Genomic DNA, 18,505 nt, shown 5'->3' on the forward strand with positions numbered 1-18,505 from the left:
GACATGTAAGCTAAGACGCTAAAACAGCCAAATGACACGCCCGCGACAAGTGGAAGGCGTTTTGATGACTAGCGCTTATGTGGCCAATAAAGTATCGACGATATAAGACCAATTCAGATTAAACGTCTCTATGTGTGCACGTCCTGCGAGCCCTTCTTGAGTGAGCTGTTGTAAATCTAAATCTGCAAGGGCCTGTGCTAAGGTTTCAACATCTGCCTGTGCGCAAATACGCCCAGTGATGCCGGCTTGTACGAACTCTAGAGGACCGCCAGCATCTGCAAAGATGAAGACACTTTTGCTAGCAAGCATGGCTTCGATAGTGACATAACCATAATCTTCATCATAAACCCCGTTATAAACTAGCCCAGCTTGTGCATAGAGTTTGAGTTTTTCTTGCTCACTGACGCGACCTAAAAAGTGGATTTTATCGGTAAGCCCTTGGGCTTGTACCCAGGCTTTACAAGCTTGCCCATACGCGCTCGTATCTGGGCCGATAAAAATCAGTTGCCAATCTTTAGGTGCCCCTTGTTGCCAAGCTTGGAGTAAAAGTTCTTGGCGTTTCAGTGGGTCCATGCGTCCAGGAGCTAGTACATATTTTTGCGCCGGCTCACAATAAAAATCAGTCTGATTTTGCGGCGGGGGATAAAGCACTTGCGCACTGAGTTGATTATAACGCCACAAACGCTGTGCTACGGTTTCTGCAATTGCAAATAAACCCTGATGGGCTTGTAAGGCTTGACGATCACGACGCCAGATTTCATGTGCAATGGCTTGGCCTTGGGCATTGGTGTGCAAATCGCTATAAGGGCCAGCGTATAAATCGTAGGCCTGCCGATGTTGATGTAAAACCCAAGCGGTTTTATGGGGATGCTGCACCAACCACAAAGGGAATTTGAGGGTAATCACACGATCAATCTCACGTCCATTGGCACTGGTGAGATCTAGCAAAGAAGCGGCCTGCATTTGATCTAATAATTGTTCGCTGGGATACCATTTAAACGGCAAAGTCACAATTTCTGCTTCATGCCCGCGCGTTTTAAAGGCTTGGCAAAGTTCTTGGGCCAAAATTTCTGCACCCCCTTGCTCAAAGGGTACCTGAGTATTTGCAATAGCAATACGCATGGGATTTTCCTTACTGAATCAGTTCAAATAGCACTTTATCCCAACTGAGATGTAACGCTTGATACATTTCATAGCCCTGTTGGCCTAAACGGGTGCACCAACTTGGATTGGCTTGGACTTGTGCCAATGCAAGAGCTAAGGCGTGCGCCTCTGGCGGACAAATCCAACCATTGACTTGGTGTTGGATAAATTCCAGTGGTCCGCCAGAATCGCTGCAAGTAATCACAGGCTTGGCCGCCCCGAGAGCTTCTAAAGTGATATACCCATAATCTTCATCATAGGGGGCAAAATAGACTGCACTGGCATGGGCATAATGGGACAGCATTTCAGCTTGTGAGAGTTCACCGACCAGTTTGACCTTATCTTGCAAATCATGCTTTTCAATTAATTCAGCAAGTGCCTTGGCTTGGGTACCTGTACCCGCAATACGAATTTGCGGTGGATGAGGGACTTGCGCAGCTGCTTCGATCAGGAGGGCTTGACGCTTGAGGGGTTCTAAACGGCTCGGCGCAAAAATAAAGCCTTCACTGGGCGCTGTGTATAAAGCGTCTGCTAAAGGGGAAGGATGATAAATGGGGCTGGCATCTAAACCGCAACTGGTTTGTAAACGCTGGCTCACATTTTTGGAAATCGTAAATAGGTGTAAGCATTGCTTGAGGGCTTGCTGGTCCCAAGTTTCAATTTGCTGTTTTAATTCAATCTCTTGGGTGCTCGGTTGGGGATAGAGCTGCTCCCACAGATCATACACAGGGCGATGCTGATGTAGGATCCAACCGACTTTGACAGGATGCTGCAAATACCAAGCGGGAAATTTTAGGCAAATCACCATATCCGGATCGACCCCATTGAGTTGGGTAAAATCCATCTGTGCCCAAGCGTGCATTTGCTGTTGCATTTTTGGTGCATCTGTATAACTAAAAGGCAGGGTAATAAGGTCTGCCTGATAACCTGAATGACGGCAAGCTTGTAATAGCCCTTGTGCTAAATATTCCGCGCCACCTTGTACAAAAGGAACTTGTACACTGGCAATGGCTAGGCGTCGGATCATGCTTGGGTATCCTCTAATATCTGGGCTTGTGATTGAGATTTACATGCATAGATTGCGTAATCTGTTGCCGTAGTAAACCAATGTTCTGCTAACGGGCTGGTGTCCACTTCTTGGCGTGGGTTTAAACGGATAATTTGGGTTTGGGTAAAGCCGCGTGCCTGCAATAAAAATTCAAGGGTCAGCGGTGGAATTGGATTTTTATGGGTGGGATCTAAGTAAAAAGAGTAGGCACCCACGACGAGATTTTCAGGATTGGGTGTTTCTAAAATCAAGTAGCCTTGATCGGTCAAGGCATGCCAAGCAGCATCTATGAAGGTAATTAGGGTAGTGAACTCAAGGTGCTCGGCAATATGAAAGCCAGTAACCACATCCAAGCTTGCTGCTGGCTGTGTTTGTAGCCATTGAATCCCATCAGCAAGTACCCCTGTCAAGCCTTGATCTTGCAAGCTCTGCACCATACTCGCATTCATATCGACACCAATAACTTGATGTCCAGCAGCTTGGCATTGAGCAACCCATTCCCCACGGCCACATCCTATATCCGCAATTCTTAAACTGGTTTGCTGGCTTTTTAGGTTGTCAATATGTTGCAAATGTATCTTCAGGTGCTGATGTACTGCTTGCTGAGAACCACGAAATTTATCTTCTAACGCAAGATATAAAGCATCTAGGGCCTGAGGTGTGGGATCTGTCTGTTGACTTGTGTGATGTGTTGTATTTTCTGTTTCTGTGCAAGCAGGGGCGCTTAAACCTTGGCGTAAGCTGGTGACCTGATAAGTAAGTCCATCGAGTTGACGCTTTAAGGCTTGTTGATCTTGAGCGCTCATTCGATCAATTTTTTGTTCTAAGTGGTCTCTCAGTTCAGCAATTTTCTGATTCAGCTGGTCTTGTACACTTTGTAAGTGTTCTTGCAAAGCACGCATGCTAATCTGGCGCATTAAATCCGTTTTTAAGCGCCCATGTTGCTGACGTTGTAAAGCCAAAGCTTGCATTAAAGCGTCTTGGTTCGCTTCTAGACTGGTTAAATATTGCAGCCAAGCCTCTTTATTTTGTGCACCAAGCGCGCGTTGGCGTTGTTGGGCGAGTTGACTTTTTTCAGTGATGCATACATGTAAATCAGGGGCTTGGGCTTCAGGGCTCCATAAACGTTTACGCTCCTGTAAGACCTGTAAACGTTCGATTTCAGCACGTGTTGCTGCCAGTTGTTGTGGCAAGCGCCAAAGTTGTAAAACACGTGCACAGGTGGCAACACCGGGTAATTTAAGGAGCTTGTGTTTACGAATGTAGCCTTTTAATACTTTAGGTGGCTGTGGGTGCTGGGCTTTAAACTCAGCAGAGCTTGCCAAGGCAGCGAGAATGCGCCATTTGGGATAATGCCCTGAGCGTAAGGCGTGTAGATAATCTGCTAGACCTTGAGGATCGGGCTCGCGCCCAAGCAAGTGTAAATAAGCTTGAAGGATAAAATCTTCATCCTGATAGGAAAACAGACAAGTGAGGTCAAGATCCTGCAAGTTGAACTCCTTGGAGCCAGGGCAAGTGGAATAAATAAACGGATAAAAGAGCGGGCAATGTAGCAGATTTTGTTATTGAAATCTGCCTTCAAGCCTTGTGCTTGCTTGCTAGTAGTGGATTTAGGTGTGAGAACCCGATTAGAATCTTGATTATTTTATTGAATTAATTTGCAAACTTGCGGATTGACAACACATCATCATAGCAAGGCGCGTTAGTAAAGGAGACACCTCAATGTCTGTAGTCGCACAAAATTTTACGACCTATGTGTATAACCAGCTGTTAAAACGTAATCCAGATGCAGAAGGTTTAACCTATTGGGAACAGCAATTAGATTCTACCCAGGTCAGTGCGGAGGATATGTTTGTTTATTTTCTAGAAAGCCCAGAGTTCTCTGACCGCTACTCGCCCATTATTCGTCTTTATATGTCAGCCTTTAACCGCTTCCCTGATTCTGAAGGGATGGAATATTGGGCCCAAGAAATGGCTAATGGACAAACTCCTTATCAAATTGCACGTTTGCTGCTGAGCTCGACAGAATATACAGACATGTATGGGAGTGATGTCAGTCATAGTGACTTTGTGAACTCCTTGTATGTCAATGTGTTAGGTCGTGCAGGTGACCCTTCAGGGACGGCCTATTGGGAAGAAGTGCTGACCCAAGGTTTGGCAACACAAAAAGATGTGTTAGTCAGCTTTTCAGAATCGCAAGAAGCGATTGAAGGCATGGCAAAAGAAGTCAATACAGTGTTGGCTTATAACGCTATGCTGGGACGTGAACCCACAGCAGAAGAATTGCGTCGAGCACCTTCTGATCCGGCAATTTTGGTATCTCAGTTATTCCAAGGCACTGAATATAACGGACCTTTAGTACCCGGTTACGAGCTTGAATATTGGGTTGATACCCAAGTGCTAGGGGATACCTTGTACCTAACGGATAAAAGCCATGGCGTTGTGCTTGCTGATCTGCGTGAAGACCAAGTGACGGATGCAGGGACTGTATTAAACGTGCAAGATTTGGTCAGTGCCGTCAATATTGATGCCAGCGATATGCGTTTTAATGCAGCGCGTCTTTATGGCGATGATGATGCGAATAAGCTAACTGCAACAGGCGCCGCAGATATCTTATACGGTCGTGCGGGCAATGATCTATTAGAGGGCTTATCAGGTAACGACACCTTATATGGCGATGAAGGTAACGACACCTTACATGGTGGTTATGGTGAAGATCGCATGTTTGGCGGCGATGGCAATGATGAATTTATCATTGCAGATTTAGATGAAATTCACCTAGAGCAAGAGGAGCTTCAAGGTGGTGCAGGCACCGACCGCCTGACGTTGCAAGAAAGTGGTGCGGTGGATTTAAGCAAGGTGCTGATGTTCGATATGGAAGAGCTTGAACTCAGCAACGGCGGCAATACAGTGACTATGGTACGCGAGCAATTGTTACAACTGACTAACATTGTACCGGCAGCACAGGGCGATTCCATCTTGAAGCTGGCACAAGCAGCCACTCTCGATTTAGAGCAAATGCCGCAACTGCAAGCCTTTAATAAAATCTATGGTGCAACGACAGGTTCTAATGATTTACTTGGTTATGCTGGTGATGATTACCTTGTTGGTGGTAAGAATGAGGACCAATTGCGTGGTGGTGAAGGCGTAGACTACTTAGAAGGTGGAGAAGGCGCAGATATTTATGTGTTTAACCGTGCAGACTATTCACAACAAAGTGTGGGTGCCACCGATTTTGTCGGCGATACGATTCACGGACTCGATTTTACCCAAGGTGACAAAATTAGACTGGAAGCGCCTTTAAGTGGAAGTACGCAAGCCTTAAGCTTAGAAAGTGGTTTTTACAGCTCGTTAACAGAAACGATTCAAGCCAATGCAACAATTCAAAGCGCTTTTGCCGGTGATGATGTTGATGCTGTTTTGTTACAAGTGAAAGCAGGAACAGCAGCAGGTTATTATTTACTTGTTGAAGAATATAACGCAGATTATCAGCCAGCAGATGCAACGGATACGACAGACGATGCTGCCAGTCTTGTCAATACAGAAACCGATACTTTGAATTATGACCCAGCCTCTGATCTTATTATTCGTTTGACTGGGATAGAAAGTTTAAACCAATTAAATGGATTTTCAACGAGCGTTTTTATTTAGTCTGTTGATACCGAGTAAGTAAAAGTGACAATCTTTGGGATTACAATCCCTACCTATATAATCGAAGATGGAGAGACGAAATCATGGCATTATTGGATGACTTTTTGGGCGGTAGCGGCACCCCAGGTACAGATACACAGACAGATACCAACACCCAACCGACGACAGATGTGACTACTGACACGACGACAGACACCACAACAGATACGAATGATGATGTGTTATCACCAGGCGGTTCTTCGGGTTCGTCTGGTTCTAACGATGATCTGCTTGATGATTTTCTCGGTGGCAGTGGTAGTGCTGGTAGCGATGGTAATACAGGTGGCGATACCGGTGGTGACACTGACGGACAAAATAACCCGTATGCCACAGCCGTAAATGCCATCTACCAAGAAGTTTTACTAAGAGATGCGGATACTTCTGGTTTAAATTACTGGAGTGGCATGCTAGAACAAGGTGCACTTACTCAAAATGAAGTGCGCTTTTGGCTGCTAACTTCTAGCGAATATACCAATAAGGTCGCACCTATCCAAAATTTGTATTCGACATTATTAGAACGTGATGCTGATGTGGGCGGTTTAACCTTCTGGGTGAATAGCCTACGTGGTGGTGTCACTCTAGAAGAAATCACAGCACGTTTTGCACAAGGGGTTGAGTTCTCAGGATTAAACCTTACAGATGCACAAGCAATTGCGCGTTTAGAAGCTGCATTGGGCTATGATTTGCAAGAGGCCACACTAGAAGGTGCAATTACCAGCTTGATTCCTAATACAGGAACGCCTAGCACGCCAGGTGGTGATGATAATGGTTCAAGTTCAGGTGGGGGCTTGGTTGTTGATGATACCCCAGATGTGAGTGAGCCGAGCACACCAACTACGCCAACCACGCCAACGACACCAGATACAGGGACCACAGATACCACAGATTCTGGCGACTTGTTAGATGATTTCCTAGGCGATTCCGGTGGTAGCTCCACAGGGGGTAGCGTGACAGATACTACCTCAGATACCACGACAGATTCAGGTGCTATCACAGATACTACAACAGACACCACAACAGATACGAATACGGACACAACCACAGATACCACGACAGATACAGGTACAGATGAACCAACGCTGGTTGATGGGGATGCAGCAACAGCAACTTTGAATGCAGCAACCGACAACTTTGTGTATGAATTTGAACAAAAATCGGTACAAGTAACGATCAATGGTTTTGGTGCAGACGATACGATTCGTTTCCTTGATGGGGTGATTGCGGGGGATGTAAACGTACAAAATACAGCATTCAATGATGGTGAACTTGTCTTGTTGGTTGGTGAGTTAGAGATCTATTTGACCGGCTTAAGCTCAGACTTAGCGAACAATGCAGATAGCTTTATGCAAAATGTGGGTGGGTTAGATTTCGCCTAATCTCTAGGTTATTGACATGATATGAGAAGCAGAAGCCTTAGGCTTCTGCTTTTTTGTTGCCGGCAGAGCACACAAGCTGAAGCTGCTATACTGACACCTCCAACAAAGTAAAAGGGAGTAGAGACCTTGGGACTTTCATTATACCGTCGCCTCAGCTTAGGCTTGGTATTGATCGCCAGCTTATGCATCTCTGTTGATACAAGTGCGGAAGATAATCTTACTGTGGTCAATGAACGTTTGGCAGGTTTGCAAGGTGCAGATACACCAGAAGGAAAAAAACTACGTGAGACTTATCAAGCCGCGCAACTAGCCCTCAAGCAAGTGCAGGAGCTCAATCAAAGAGCACAAGAATTGCAGGCACAAATCGCTAATTTGCCTAAAGAAATGAATCGGCTGAACAAAGAGCTCGCCAAACCCGTACCTGCAGAAAGCAAGCTAGCAGGGCTAGAACGCATGAGTTTGGCTCAGCTAGAACAGAATTTTACTTTACAAAAAGCCCAGTTATTAGATTTACAAACTCAGTACACGAATCTCAGCAATGATATTGAACTTAAGCAACAAAAACAGCTGACTTTTAATGAACAACTCAGCCAGTTAAAACAAGAAACAGATACACAAGCAGCAACGACAAGTACGAATGCGCGTGTAGCGGAAGCTGAGCTTTTGGGTATCAACGCGCAACGTGCCCGCCGTGCAGCGCAAATTCGCGTGACTGAATTAGAACTTTTAGTGCTACCTACGCAAATTGAGGTAGCTAACCTTTCTTTACAATTATTAGCTCGTAAGACAGAACAACAAAATCAAGTGCTTGCTTCTATACAAGGGCAAATCCAAGAATTAAGACGTGCAGATGCACAGCAAACACAAAGCAATTTTGAGCAACAAGAAGTACAAAGCTTACATCCTTGGGTTCGGGAAGCGCTCAACCGCAACCAAGCGCTGAGTGAGCAGCTGAATCAAAGTGTGCAAAACGCGGAAGCTATTAGTGGCCAACAAACAAAAATTCGCCAGCAGCAGCAAAATCTTACAGAAAATCTGCGCACCTTGCAGCAGCAGGTGGAATTAGAGGTAGGTTATGCAGGTCAAGAAGTTCGGCGTTTATTGCAGCAATTACCAAGACTGCATCCGATTCAACAAACCCGCGAAGCTTTAAACTCAGTACGTTTGAAGTCTTTGGAACTTGAACGCCGACGGATTGAAATCGAAGCTCAAGGACCTGTGTTAGCTCGGCCAGCAAGTACCCCGAGTCATACGTCGCAGAATGATGAAACAGTATCCGTAGAAACTGAGTTGGCACCTGAGCAAAAGCATCAAATCCGTACCTATCACACAGAACGCCTCACCTTGCTGCGAAAATTGCAGGAGGCGCAACAACGCCTAGTACATGAATATTTGCAACTGCTTGCATTGCAAGAACAAGCCAATACGCAAATCCGTGAAGCAAGTGAATTTTTACGCCGTCATCAGCTATGGATTCCGAGTGCACCCCTGATTGATTTAGCTTGGGTCAGTGGGGTCATCGATGGCTTGCAACGCAGTCTCAATCCACAAACTGGCTGGCAATTAATACAGAAAATTCCTGTGTTTGCATGGATTGTTTGGGGTATGGCGATCTTGATTGCAACCTTTATTGGTTGGCGGATGCGTCAGTATTTGAAGGCACAAAGACCTGAATGGAGCAAGCGTATTGGTAAAGTGACCCAGGATTCTTATCGTTACACTTTACGCTTACTTTGGTCCGTTCCTATCATTTATTTGCCTGTGCTGCTAGGTACAGGTGCGGGGGCTTGGTTATTTATTGAATATGCACAAGTCGGTACAAGTAGCGGGCAACTGATGCTTGCAATGAGTGAAGGCTTGTATAGCTTAGCGATTTTAGGAGGGCTTTATCTAAGTTGTGTGTATTGGTTTAAGTATCCGGATAGTTTAGCTGTAGCACATTTTCAGTGGCCAGCGCCTTTGGCTCTACAGCTAACAAAAGGCTGGCGTTGGTTGGCTTGGCTGGCTATTCCTATGTTAGCGAGTTTATTAGTGATTGATGCTTATGGGCATCTGGAACTACGCGAAGGCATAGGGCGCTTGTTGCAAATCAGTTTATTGTTAACTCTGGCCCTTTATTGGTGGCATTTAGCCCATCAATTAGCGAAAGCCGTTCCTGTAACGACTTGGTGGCAACGTCCTGCACTTTGGAGTCGTTTGTTAGCTATTTTGCACTTTGGACTCGGTATTTTTACCGCCTATGGTTATTCCTATAGTGCTTGGGTGGTACTCACACTCGTATGGAAAATTATTGCCATTTTGGCGGGTGTCGGCTTGATCTATCTATTGGCACAACGTTGGTTATTAATGGAAGAACGTTGGTTAGCCTTCCAGCGTGCAAAAACTAAACGCGAGGAAATTTTAGCGCAACGCGCACAGGAGGCCGCAACGCAAGAAGGCAGCAGTACAGGAATGAAAGGGGATGCACCACCACCTGTCGAAGAAAATCTACTCGATTTACAAACTGTAAGTGAGCAATCTCGGGTATTGTTAAAAGCCGGCCTACTAGGCACCTTGCTTGTCTTAATTGGCAGTGTGTTTGCGGATTTTTTACCTTCCTTAGCGGCATTAGACTCTATTGTCCTTTGGGATCAAAGGAATGCAGATGGCGAGATTATCCAAAGTATTACCCTAAAAGGGGCGTTATTTGGGATGGCCGTGTTGGGTTTAAGTATCTTTGCAGCCCGTAATTTACCTGGCGTGCTTGAGCTGTTAGTGCTCAAACGGATGCAATTAGCACCTGGAAGTGCGTATGCGGTCACGACCTTGTCTAAGTATATTTTAGTGACTTTTGGTATTTTAAGTTGCTTTAACCAACTGGGCATGGACTGGGGACGTTTACAATGGTTAGTCGCGGCTTTGGGTGTGGGGCTAGGTTTTGGTTTGCAGGAAATTTTTGCAAATTTTGTCTCTGGTTTGATCATTTTGTTTGAAAAGCCGGTGCGGATTGGCGATACCATTACCATTGGCAATTTAAGTGGTACAGTCACACGTATTCAAATTCGTGCAACCACGATTACCGATTGGGATCGTAAGGAAATTATTATTCCAAACAAGGCCTTTATCACCGAACAGTTAGTGAATTGGTCTTTATCGGATGCCATTACTCGTGTCGTGATTCCTGTTGGGGTGGCTTATGGCTCTAATACTGAGCTGGCACGTGAGCTGCTATTAAAAGTCGCATATGAGCACCCTCTTGTGTTGGCTGACCCAGAACCTAATGCCTTTTTCCTGACCTTTGGTGCCAGCTCGCTGGATATGGAATTAAGAGTTTATGTGAACGATATGGGCGCGCGCTTGCCTGTAGTACATGAATTGCATACACAAATCGCTAAGGTATTTGCGCAACACCAAATTGAAATTGCCTTTCCGCAACTAGATCTGCATGTGCGTCATTTACCTGATGCACCTGCCACTTGATTTTCCAAAAGAGGTGACTTATGAAATTGAAAATCGCTGTCTTGCTTTCTGGATGTGGTGTGTACGATGGTGCAGAGATTTACGAAAGCGTGTTGACCTTATTGCGTTTAGATCAGCTTGATGTACAAGTACAATGTTTTGCCCCAGATCAACCCCAGCATCATGTGATTAACCATATCACAGGGGAAGAAATGGCTGAGCAACGCAACGTCTTAACAGAAGCCGCGCGGATTTGCCGTGGTGCCATCTTGCCTTTGACTGAACTTAACGCAGAGGATTTTGATGCCCTGATCTTACCAGGTGGTTTTGGGGTGGCTAAAAATTTCTCTGATTTTGCCTTTCGAGGGGCGCAAGTCGAAGTTGATACACAAGTATGTACACAAGTACAAGCCTTCCATCAAGCAGGTAAGCCCTTGGGTCTGATGTGCATTGCCCCTGCTTTGACTGCCAAACTCCTTGGCCAAGGTGTGACCTGTACAATAGGGCAAGATGCCGGCGTTGCTGGTGCGATTAGTGCCATGGGCGGTTTGCACAAATCTTGTGCGGTTGATGAGGTTGTGGTTGATGCAAAGCATAAACTCGTCACAACCCCTGCTTACATGCTCGCTGAACGTATTGATCAAGCAGCACAAGGGATTTTTAAGCTGGTGGATAAAGTCGTAGAATTAGCGAAAATTGAACGCCAAACTGTGTAAGTGAAGGCTTTAATCAGAGAAAATAAAGGGGCTAGATGGCCCCTTGTTTAGGTTTTGATCCTCTTAAAGAAAGGAACCCAAAAGTGATGCAAGCATCTAGGCAACGAGGCTTTACTTTAATCGAACTTTTGATTGTGATGGTGATTTTAGGTGTGCTCGCAGCGATGGTCGGGCCACAATTATTTAGTAAAGTCGATGATTCCAAACAAAAAGCAGCGAAAGTACAAATCGAAAGTTTGGGGACAGCTTTAGCGGCCTACCGCTTAGATGTTGGACGTTATCCCAGTCGTTTAGAAGCCTTGCGTACCAATGCAGACAATGAACGTTTGTGGGCTGGGCCTTATTTACCTAAAGACGTACCGGCTGACCCTTGGGGTAATGCCTACCAGTATCGTCGTGATGGCCAAAGCGAATATGAAATCATTTCTTATGGTGCCGATGGTCAAAATGGTGGTGAGGGCATAGATGCGGATATTTCTAGCCGTCAGTAAAATACCTATGTTTTTATCATCTTCTAGACGACAACAGGGCTTTACCTTGATAGAGCTGTTGTTAGTGCTAGCGATTATGGCAATTACTACGGCCACTTTGATGCCACAAATGTTCTCTCAAGGCGGCCGTGGGGACTATGTGCGTTTAACGCCTAGTTTGCAGCAAGCTTTGGATGCTTATCGGCAGCAAGCATTGCACGAAGGTCGCAGCATGGAGTTCGTTGTAGATGAAGTTTTTGCGCCCTTGATGCAAGATTGGCATGTGCATATGCCAAGTGAATCAACAGCCATCACTTGGATCATTTATGCAGATGCCAGTGTGTATGGTGCGCCTATTACGTATACGCATAAGCAAAATAGACGCCTGCAATTAGCCATTCATGTACAAGCTTTGACAGGTCAACTGGGTGTGCAATGGCAATAACGAAACGAGGTAGATCTCGCGGATTTACTTTATTAGAGGCGCTGATTGCACTACTTATTTTAAGCGTGAGCCTCACGGCCTTGTATGCAGCTTTGGGTAGCAATTATCAGTTGGCCGCTAAAATTTTTACTGCACAAGAGAGATATAGAGAACGCCATACTCAGTATGCCGCCTTAGATTTACCCAGCTTAGCGACACAAATGGGGCAAACTTCAGCCCCTTTAATTCTGATGCCTTTGAGTGAAAAATCACAGCGCATCTGGCGCTTGTATCAGATACCTGATGTATATCAGCCAGAAATACGTTATTGGATTTGGCGTGATACTCGGATTCAGGGATCAAGATAAATGCGAGCGACTAAAGGATTTACCTTGCTAGAAATGCTGGTTGCTTTGGTGCTCAGTGTGCTCATTATGGCGGCTTTAGGTGGTGTGCTTAAACAGGTAGAACAAAGCTGGCGGCGTTTAGGGTTTGTGCTTTTTGGTCCAGAAATTTGGCAAACGCAAGCAGAACATCTAAGTCAACGCTTTTATACCGCTTGGTTATATCCCTTATATAACGATAGGTCGGTCTTTTTTGATGGCCAAGCACAACAAGTGTTTTGGGTTAGTCGAATCACAGGCGTCCAGCCTGGACAAGCGGCGGATTCTCCTGTGCAAGAAGCGCCTTGGTTATACGGTTTACGTATTCAAGAAAACGGACAGCAAATGCATTTACAGATGGCGCGTGCGCCTGTGTACACGCAAGCTTCACCAGAGATCCTGGCTGAAGAAACTTTATGGACAGATATTTTAGCCGCACAGCGTATTGAGCTTGCTTATTGGATAGAGGAAAACAAACAGCTGAATTTGCCGGCTGCTTTATTCAATACTTGGAATGCGGGCCAATATCCACGCTTACCAGATGCGGTACGCTTGCGCTATCGGCTAGAAGCGAATGCACCTTGGCAAACTTGGTGGTTTCCGCTGGGTGAACGTCATACAGGAATTACGCAAAGTGCGGAGCCAAGCCGCTAATGCCTGGTGTCAGCTCTCGTCACACCTCCCAAGGTATGGTGCTTATTTTGCTGTTATGGATGCTCGCACTGGCCAGTATTTGGTTGATTTTTATTAGTGACCATTTAGGGACCTATGCCAAATATCAAAGTCAGCGTGAGCAAAGGCTGATTTGGCAAACGCAAGCGCGCTCTTTATTACATTGGGCGGAAGAGCAAATTGCTCATACACGACATTGGCAGCCACTAACCCCTGTGTTGGAAACTCAGCTTGATGTACAGCAAAAACAAGCCTATTTGCCTTATGATGGGCGCTGGCGCACGCACTTTGATACCTATCCGGAATTGGCGCAACAAGGGGCGCGTGTTAGTATCCTCGACCTTTCCGGACGTATCAATCCCAACCTGATGGTGGCAGGTCAGTGGCGCAGTTTGATACAGGCTTGGCATCAAAACGAGAGTTTAGCGACAGAAGTGACGGCGGTATGGCAAGACTGGCGTGATCCAGACCATCTGAAGGCTTTAAATGGCGCTGAGTTTGATGATTATCAAAAATTAGGTTATGCCCCGCGCAATGCAAACTTGGTATATGTTGATGAAATGCGGTTGTGGAAGATATCGCGTCCTTGGTTACCTCAAGGGGATTTGCGTCAATATTTTTCTGTGTATGCACCTGAAAATAAAGTCAATCCCAACTATGCCAGCGTTGATTTGTTAGCGGCTTTGCCTGGCATGGATGCAAGTTTAGCGCGCACCCTGTTACAAGCCCGTGAGGGGATACGTCCTTTAACCTTGAACCAAGTGCGGGATTTAGTGCCTATCACACGTTGGCCAAGTCTGTTTACTTGGTTGAATTTTGAGCCGAGCCGGCGCTTTTTGATTGAAGCTGTTGCCCATAAAGATGCGGGCTTTAGCTTATATGAAGTCGTCGAGTTAGAGTGGCAAGGCGAGCAGAGGCGTTTAGCCACAGGTATACGCTGGTTACATGCTCAACCGTAAATGGGATTCGATGTGAAAAAGACGTTACTTAGCTCCTTAACTGCCTTGCGAAAGCCTAAGGCATTCATACAGGAGATGCCTTTATCAGGGCAACATCTGATTATAGGAACAGATCAGGCGTATTATTGTCGGTTTCCGGTAGCGTCATGGTTAAAAAATCGCACTTTGCCTCCGCAGCATCTTACCTTGTCTGCCTGTCCAGTAGAGGTGATATCGGCAAGTTTGCAGACGCATCAAGAAACGCTTGCACATGCTCAGACAAGCTTGGTTTCTTGGTTGCAAACGAGTGTACTGGCACAAATACATCCTCAAAAACCTCTATCTATCTGGTTGCCGCCAGAATGTTTTTTGCATACGCAAGTGGCGTTGCCTAAAGCCTTGAGTATAGAGGAAGCACAAGCCGCACTTGCATTACAACAAGGTCAATATTTTCCCTTTGCGACGCAACATGCGTTGATTTTGCAAGTCATCCCGACTTGGTCATGGGGACAAAGCGCCCCAGAGCAGCAAAACTATCAGGTGTTGGCTTTATCGCAACATTTTGCGCACATGTGGATTAAGGCAATCACTCAAGTCTTTCCTAAAATGCCGCTTGCAAATGTGGGGTATCGTCCTTTGTTACGGTTAGCTGATGCCACCTTTGATCAGGTACCCGTGCAAGAAGATCAAGCCTATTGTGAGATCAGCACGCAAGGCATCACCCAAGTGATTTGGCAGCCAGAAGATCCTAAATTAGCATGTCAATGGGGGCCGCAAGCTTATGTAGCCGCACAAGCGCATACGGATCAGCAAACTTGGCCTTATTGGGGTGTCGGCGCGCAAGTGGAGTATCACACTTTAAGTTCACGCTTGATGGACTTGCTAGAGCGAGCCGGTCAGATTGGCAAAAAAGTACACCCTCAATTGCGCTTACCCCTGCGGTTAGATTTTCGTCCACCATGTTATATCGATCAGCAACGACAAGTACGTAAAAGACGCTTTTTGATACTCACCGCCTTAGTAGGGTTGTGTCTAGTTGGTTTGGGTGCGCTTGCTGGATGGCAACGCTGGCAGCAAGTGCAAAGTATTGCGCAACAAGAAGCAGCGCTTGCACCACAAATCGCGCAGGTGCAAGCATTGCGGGCGCAAATCCAAGCTTATGAAGCACGTTTTGCTTTGCTAGAAAGCTTACCCAAGTTGCAAGTTTTGCCTTGGTTAACGGCTTTAGATAAACAGTTACCGCAAGATACTTGGCTGACACAAATTATTTTAGAGCCTCAAGGGAAAGTGACTTTAGTCGGTCGTAGCGCTCAAGCGGAAGCTTTGGTGGGTATTTTAAGTCAGATGCCTGAGTTTACTAAGGTGAGCTTGTCTCGTGCTATCACACGGGAAGGGGCTTATGCCAGTTTTGGTATCAGTATAGAGTTGGTTGATTGGCCACAGCGCGATGCTTTTATGGAGACTTACGCCCGTGAACCCTGAAACACGTATACGTTTACTTGCTGGGATCGCGGTGCTTTTGCTCACGATCCAAGGGATACGTTGGTGGCAAGCGCGAGAGACCACAGGCGCTTGGTGGGATTTAGACCAAGCGCAACAGCTGTATCAACAGAAACGGCAAGAAGTCGCCCGTTTGCCAGCCTATCAGCAAGTATTACAACAGTTAGATGTACAATGGCAGCAAGTACGCCTATCCATTTGGCAAGATACCAGCCCACAAACTGCTGCGGCGGCCATGCAACAGAGTCTGCGCACCCTCAGCAATCAAGAAGGTGTGGGTATTCGACGTTTAGAGCAGCCGCAGTGGTTTGCCTTGCAAACGCATTTAGAGCAAGCGCCTACACACTATATTGAAATGAAGGTCGAGCTAGAAGCGACACCGGCGGCCTTGATGTTATGGCTACAAGCTTTAGAAGCGCACACGCCAAGTTTTTATCTTAAAGAAACCCTTATTCGTGCTCAAGACCGCGAAGGGCGCGCCTTAGTGCAAAGCCTGACCCTCGGCGGTTTCTTTCTGCCAAGGAGTTAATACTTTTCATGTCTTTGATTCAGCCTGTTACCCCATATCGACTCACTCGATTAGGCGCCCCACTGAGCAACCGTTGGACGCTAGCGTCTACGCTGGTGCTGACTAGCTTGCTCACAGGATGTGCGCAACAAGAGATCAAGCCTCAGACCGAGGTTGTGCAGCCGATACAAGCGAACGAACAAGCCACAGGCCAAAGCTTGATGCCGCCTGACAAGCAAGCGGGTGATTTGTCTGTCGGGTCGCCAGTGCAAACGGCAGAGGTAACTACACCAGAGCAGTTAGCTATTTTAGGTAATACGTTACCCCAGACTGCACCTAAGCTAGCGGGTTTTCAAAGTCAGGGGCGTTTGCCGCGTTTACCGCAAACACAACCGGTCGATGCTGCACAAGTACAAGGTGTGCGCCAAGTTTTGCTGAATTATGAGCAAGCGCCTTTAGCAGAAGTGATTAGCCAGCTCGCGGATGTTTTACAGCTGAATGTCGTCATTGATCCCCAAGTGCAAGGTCGTGTGTCTTTAAGTACCGCCAGTGAATTGGACAGCCGTTCTTTGTGGCCTTTATTAAATTATTTATTGGCGCAGCAAGGGGTCACTATGACCCAAGTGGGTGATTTTTATCACGTTAAACCTGCGACCAGTAAAGAGGCGGTACTGACGCAAGGGCGACGTCAATTAGAAACCCAACAGGCCGGACAAGTGACCCATCTCGTGCCGTTACAGTATGTGAGTGTCACCAAAGTACAAGAGGCACTTGCTCCCCTGTTGACACAAGCACAAGTAAAAACGCAAGGTTTAGCCGATGCGAATGTTTTTGTATTACAAGGTCAAGGTGAACAAGTCCGTCGTTATTTGCCTTTAGTAGAGCTTTTAGATACAGATCCTTTTCGTACCCGTAGTTTACAGTTTTATCCGTTACAAAGCGCACAAGCAGGGGCAGTGGTTGATGAGTTAACGCAAGTGTTTACCGCATTAACAGGAGGCCAGCAAAGTTATCAGTTTGTTGCTTTAGAGCGTTTAAATGCGATTTTTGTGGTCGCACCACCGGCTAACTCTCTACGTGAAGTAGAACGCTGGCTGAAGATTCTGGATACGGATATTAGCCAAGATAGGCGTCAGGTGTATCACTATCGGGTGCGCCATGTGAAAGCAGCAGATTTAGCTGCGACCTTACAGCAACTATATTCAGGTGTAGTACAAGCACGGGCAAATACCACAGCAAGCGCACCTGTACCCAATGCACAGGCACAAAATACGGCAACGCCAAGCGGCGCACTTTTTAATGGCGAACTAGATATTGTGGCTGATGCAGTCACCAACAGTTTATTAGTCCAAGCGAATCAGCAAGATTTTGAACGTTTGAAAGTGATTTTGCGTCGCCTAGATGCTTTGCCGCAAGAAGTCATGATTAATGTGATGATCGCCGAGGTGACTTTGGATAATGGTAAAGAGTTCGGCCTCGAATGGGCGCTCAATCGTGGGGATATTCAAGTCAGCAATGAGTTAGGTTTAGCAGGTTTAAGAGACGCTGGTAAGTTGTTTGGTTTGGTCGGTAAACGTGATTTCTCAAACCTGACTGTGGTTCTTAATGCCATGCAGGAAGATCAAATGATTCAAGTCTTGTCTTCGCCTTCTGTTCTGGTACGAGATAATGAATCGGCACGGATTGAAGTCGGTAGTGAAGTGCCGATTATTAGCCGCCAGTTGACTTCCTCCACCGCATCGGACTCGTCTAACTTGACGAACGAGGTGCAGTACAAACCAACAGGGGTCATCTTGGAAGTCACACCAAATATTGATGAAGATGGGTTGATTAATCTAGAAATCAAGCAAGAAGTTTCCAAGGCCCAACGCAACACTACAGGCGGCGTGGATTCCCCCGTGATTACCAAGCGTTTAGTTGAAACTAAGGTGTTAGTGCGTGATGGTGACTCAGTGGTGTTAGGCGGTATCATGGATCAAAACCGTGATCAGACAAATACGGGCGTCCCCTTTTTAAAGGATTTACCCTTGATCGGCCATTTATTTAAAAACCAGAAAGAAACCTATACCAAAACTGAGCTTTTGGTGATTCTGTCGCCACGCTTAGTGAGTTTGGAAGAAGAAGGTAGCCAGCTCATCCCTGAATTTTTACAGAAAATGCGTCAAATCGACCGTTTGCTATCCGAACAATAAATCAGGG

General features: G+C 46.2%; 15 protein-coding genes. 12 read left to right on the top strand and 3 right to left on the bottom strand.

Annotated elements, in window-relative coordinates; translation table 11 throughout:
- Positions 1–75: 75 nt before the first annotated feature.
- The 3 genes from BMX05_RS03140 to BMX05_RS03150 are packed head-to-tail and all read right to left on the bottom strand — an operon-like array spanning position 76 to position 3,681.
- Positions 76–1,122, bottom strand: coding sequence for a glycosyltransferase family 4 protein (locus tag BMX05_RS03140; RefSeq protein WP_093308509.1), 1,047 nt, complete (start codon positions 1,120–1,122; stop codon positions 76–78).
- A gap of 10 nt (positions 1,123–1,132) precedes the next feature.
- A complete protein-coding gene (locus BMX05_RS03145; RefSeq protein WP_093308510.1) occupies positions 1,133–2,170 on the bottom strand; it encodes a glycosyltransferase family 4 protein in 1,038 nt (345 codons plus the stop codon).
- Positions 2,167–3,681, bottom strand: coding sequence for a methyltransferase domain-containing protein (locus BMX05_RS03150; protein WP_093308511.1), 1,515 nt, complete (start codon positions 3,679–3,681; stop codon positions 2,167–2,169). The genes BMX05_RS03145 and BMX05_RS03150 overlap by 4 nt, the downstream gene beginning before the upstream one ends.
- A 232-nt stretch (positions 3,682–3,913) precedes the next feature.
- Between BMX05_RS03150 and BMX05_RS03155 the strand changes: the two genes are divergently transcribed.
- The 12 genes from BMX05_RS03155 to gspD all read left to right on the top strand — a co-directional run bounded on the left by BMX05_RS03155 (position 3,914) and on the right by gspD (position 18,498).
- Positions 3,914–5,842 (top strand): DUF4214 domain-containing protein, encoded by a 1,929-nt coding sequence (locus BMX05_RS03155; RefSeq protein WP_093308512.1) that lies wholly within the window; start codon positions 3,914–3,916, stop codon positions 5,840–5,842.
- Between the two features lie 83 nt (positions 5,843–5,925).
- A complete protein-coding gene (locus BMX05_RS03160; protein ID WP_093308513.1) occupies positions 5,926–7,257 on the top strand; it encodes a DUF4214 domain-containing protein in 1,332 nt (443 codons plus the stop codon).
- A gap of 126 nt (positions 7,258–7,383) precedes the next feature.
- Positions 7,384–10,716: a mechanosensitive ion channel domain-containing protein gene (locus tag BMX05_RS03165; protein WP_093308514.1), complete on the top strand. Its 3,333-nt coding sequence runs from the start codon at positions 7,384–7,386 to the stop codon at positions 10,714–10,716.
- 20 nt (positions 10,717–10,736) lie between these two features.
- Complete coding sequence (gene elbB, locus BMX05_RS03170) at positions 10,737–11,411, top strand: isoprenoid biosynthesis glyoxalase ElbB (protein ID WP_093308515.1); 675 nt, start codon at positions 10,737–10,739, stop codon at positions 11,409–11,411.
- A gap of 86 nt (positions 11,412–11,497) precedes the next feature.
- Positions 11,498–11,902 (top strand): type II secretion system major pseudopilin GspG, encoded by a 405-nt coding sequence (gspG, locus tag BMX05_RS03175; protein ID WP_093308657.1) that lies wholly within the window; start codon positions 11,498–11,500, stop codon positions 11,900–11,902.
- Positions 11,877–12,326 (top strand): type II secretion system protein, encoded by a 450-nt coding sequence (locus tag BMX05_RS03180; RefSeq protein ID WP_093308516.1) that lies wholly within the window; start codon positions 11,877–11,879, stop codon positions 12,324–12,326. The genes gspG and BMX05_RS03180 overlap by 26 nt, the downstream gene beginning before the upstream one ends.
- A complete protein-coding gene (locus tag BMX05_RS03185; protein WP_093308517.1) occupies positions 12,317–12,673 on the top strand; it encodes a prepilin-type N-terminal cleavage/methylation domain-containing protein in 357 nt (118 codons plus the stop codon). The genes BMX05_RS03180 and BMX05_RS03185 overlap by 10 nt, the downstream gene beginning before the upstream one ends.
- A complete protein-coding gene (locus BMX05_RS03190) occupies positions 12,674–13,342 on the top strand; it encodes a PilW family protein (RefSeq protein ID WP_093308518.1) in 669 nt (222 codons plus the stop codon). It abuts the gene before it with no gap.
- Positions 13,342–14,319 carry a type II secretion system minor pseudopilin gene (locus BMX05_RS03195; RefSeq protein WP_093308519.1) on the top strand — a complete coding sequence of 326 codons (978 nt, stop codon included), beginning with the start codon at positions 13,342–13,344 and terminating at the stop codon, positions 14,317–14,319. The genes BMX05_RS03190 and BMX05_RS03195 overlap by 1 nt, the downstream gene beginning before the upstream one ends.
- A 75-nt stretch (positions 14,320–14,394) precedes the next feature.
- Positions 14,395–15,780, top strand: coding sequence for a PilN domain-containing protein (locus tag BMX05_RS03200; protein WP_093308520.1), 1,386 nt, complete (start codon positions 14,395–14,397; stop codon positions 15,778–15,780).
- Positions 15,770–16,327, top strand: coding sequence for a GspMb/PilO family protein (locus BMX05_RS03205; protein WP_177166766.1), 558 nt, complete (start codon positions 15,770–15,772; stop codon positions 16,325–16,327). Before BMX05_RS03200 ends, BMX05_RS03205 begins: the two co-directional genes overlap by 11 nt.
- Positions 16,328–16,335: 8 nt before the next feature.
- Positions 16,336–18,498 carry a type II secretion system secretin GspD gene (gene gspD / locus BMX05_RS03210; RefSeq protein ID WP_093308522.1) on the top strand — a complete coding sequence of 721 codons (2,163 nt, stop codon included), beginning with the start codon at positions 16,336–16,338 and terminating at the stop codon, positions 18,496–18,498.
- Positions 18,499–18,505: the final 7 nt, after the last annotated feature.

The sequence above is a fragment of the Allopseudospirillum japonicum genome (assembly GCF_900108915.1).
In the GTDB taxonomy this organism is placed as follows: Bacteria; Pseudomonadota; Gammaproteobacteria; order Pseudomonadales; family Halomonadaceae; genus Pseudospirillum; species Pseudospirillum japonicum.

Bases quoted from the DNA above. Each gene is read 5' to 3' on its own strand.
- BMX05_RS03140 (WP_093308509.1), bottom strand. From the start codon at position 1,122: ATGCGTATTGCTATTGCAAATACTCAGGTACCCTTTGAGCAAGGGGGT.
- BMX05_RS03145 (WP_093308510.1), bottom strand. From the start codon at position 2,170: ATGATCCGACGCCTAGCCATTGCCAGTGTACAAGTTCCTTTTGTACAA.
- BMX05_RS03155 (WP_093308512.1), top strand. From the start codon at position 3,914: ATGTCTGTAGTCGCACAAAATTTTACGACCTATGTGTATAACCAGCTG.
- BMX05_RS03160 (WP_093308513.1), top strand. From the start codon at position 5,926: ATGGCATTATTGGATGACTTTTTGGGCGGTAGCGGCACCCCAGGTACA.
- elbB (WP_093308515.1), top strand. From the start codon at position 10,737: ATGAAATTGAAAATCGCTGTCTTGCTTTCTGGATGTGGTGTGTACGAT.
- gspG (WP_093308657.1), top strand. From the start codon at position 11,498: ATGCAAGCATCTAGGCAACGAGGCTTTACTTTAATCGAACTTTTGATT.
- BMX05_RS03180 (WP_093308516.1), top strand. From the start codon at position 11,877: ATGCGGATATTTCTAGCCGTCAGTAAAATACCTATGTTTTTATCATCT.
- BMX05_RS03185 (WP_093308517.1), top strand. From the start codon at position 12,317: ATGGCAATAACGAAACGAGGTAGATCTCGCGGATTTACTTTATTAGAG.
- BMX05_RS03190 (WP_093308518.1), top strand. From the start codon at position 12,674: ATGCGAGCGACTAAAGGATTTACCTTGCTAGAAATGCTGGTTGCTTTG.
- BMX05_RS03195 (WP_093308519.1), top strand. From the start codon at position 13,342: ATGCCTGGTGTCAGCTCTCGTCACACCTCCCAAGGTATGGTGCTTATT.
- BMX05_RS03200 (WP_093308520.1), top strand. From the start codon at position 14,395: ATGCCTTTATCAGGGCAACATCTGATTATAGGAACAGATCAGGCGTAT.
- gspD (WP_093308522.1), top strand. From the start codon at position 16,336: ATGTCTTTGATTCAGCCTGTTACCCCATATCGACTCACTCGATTAGGC.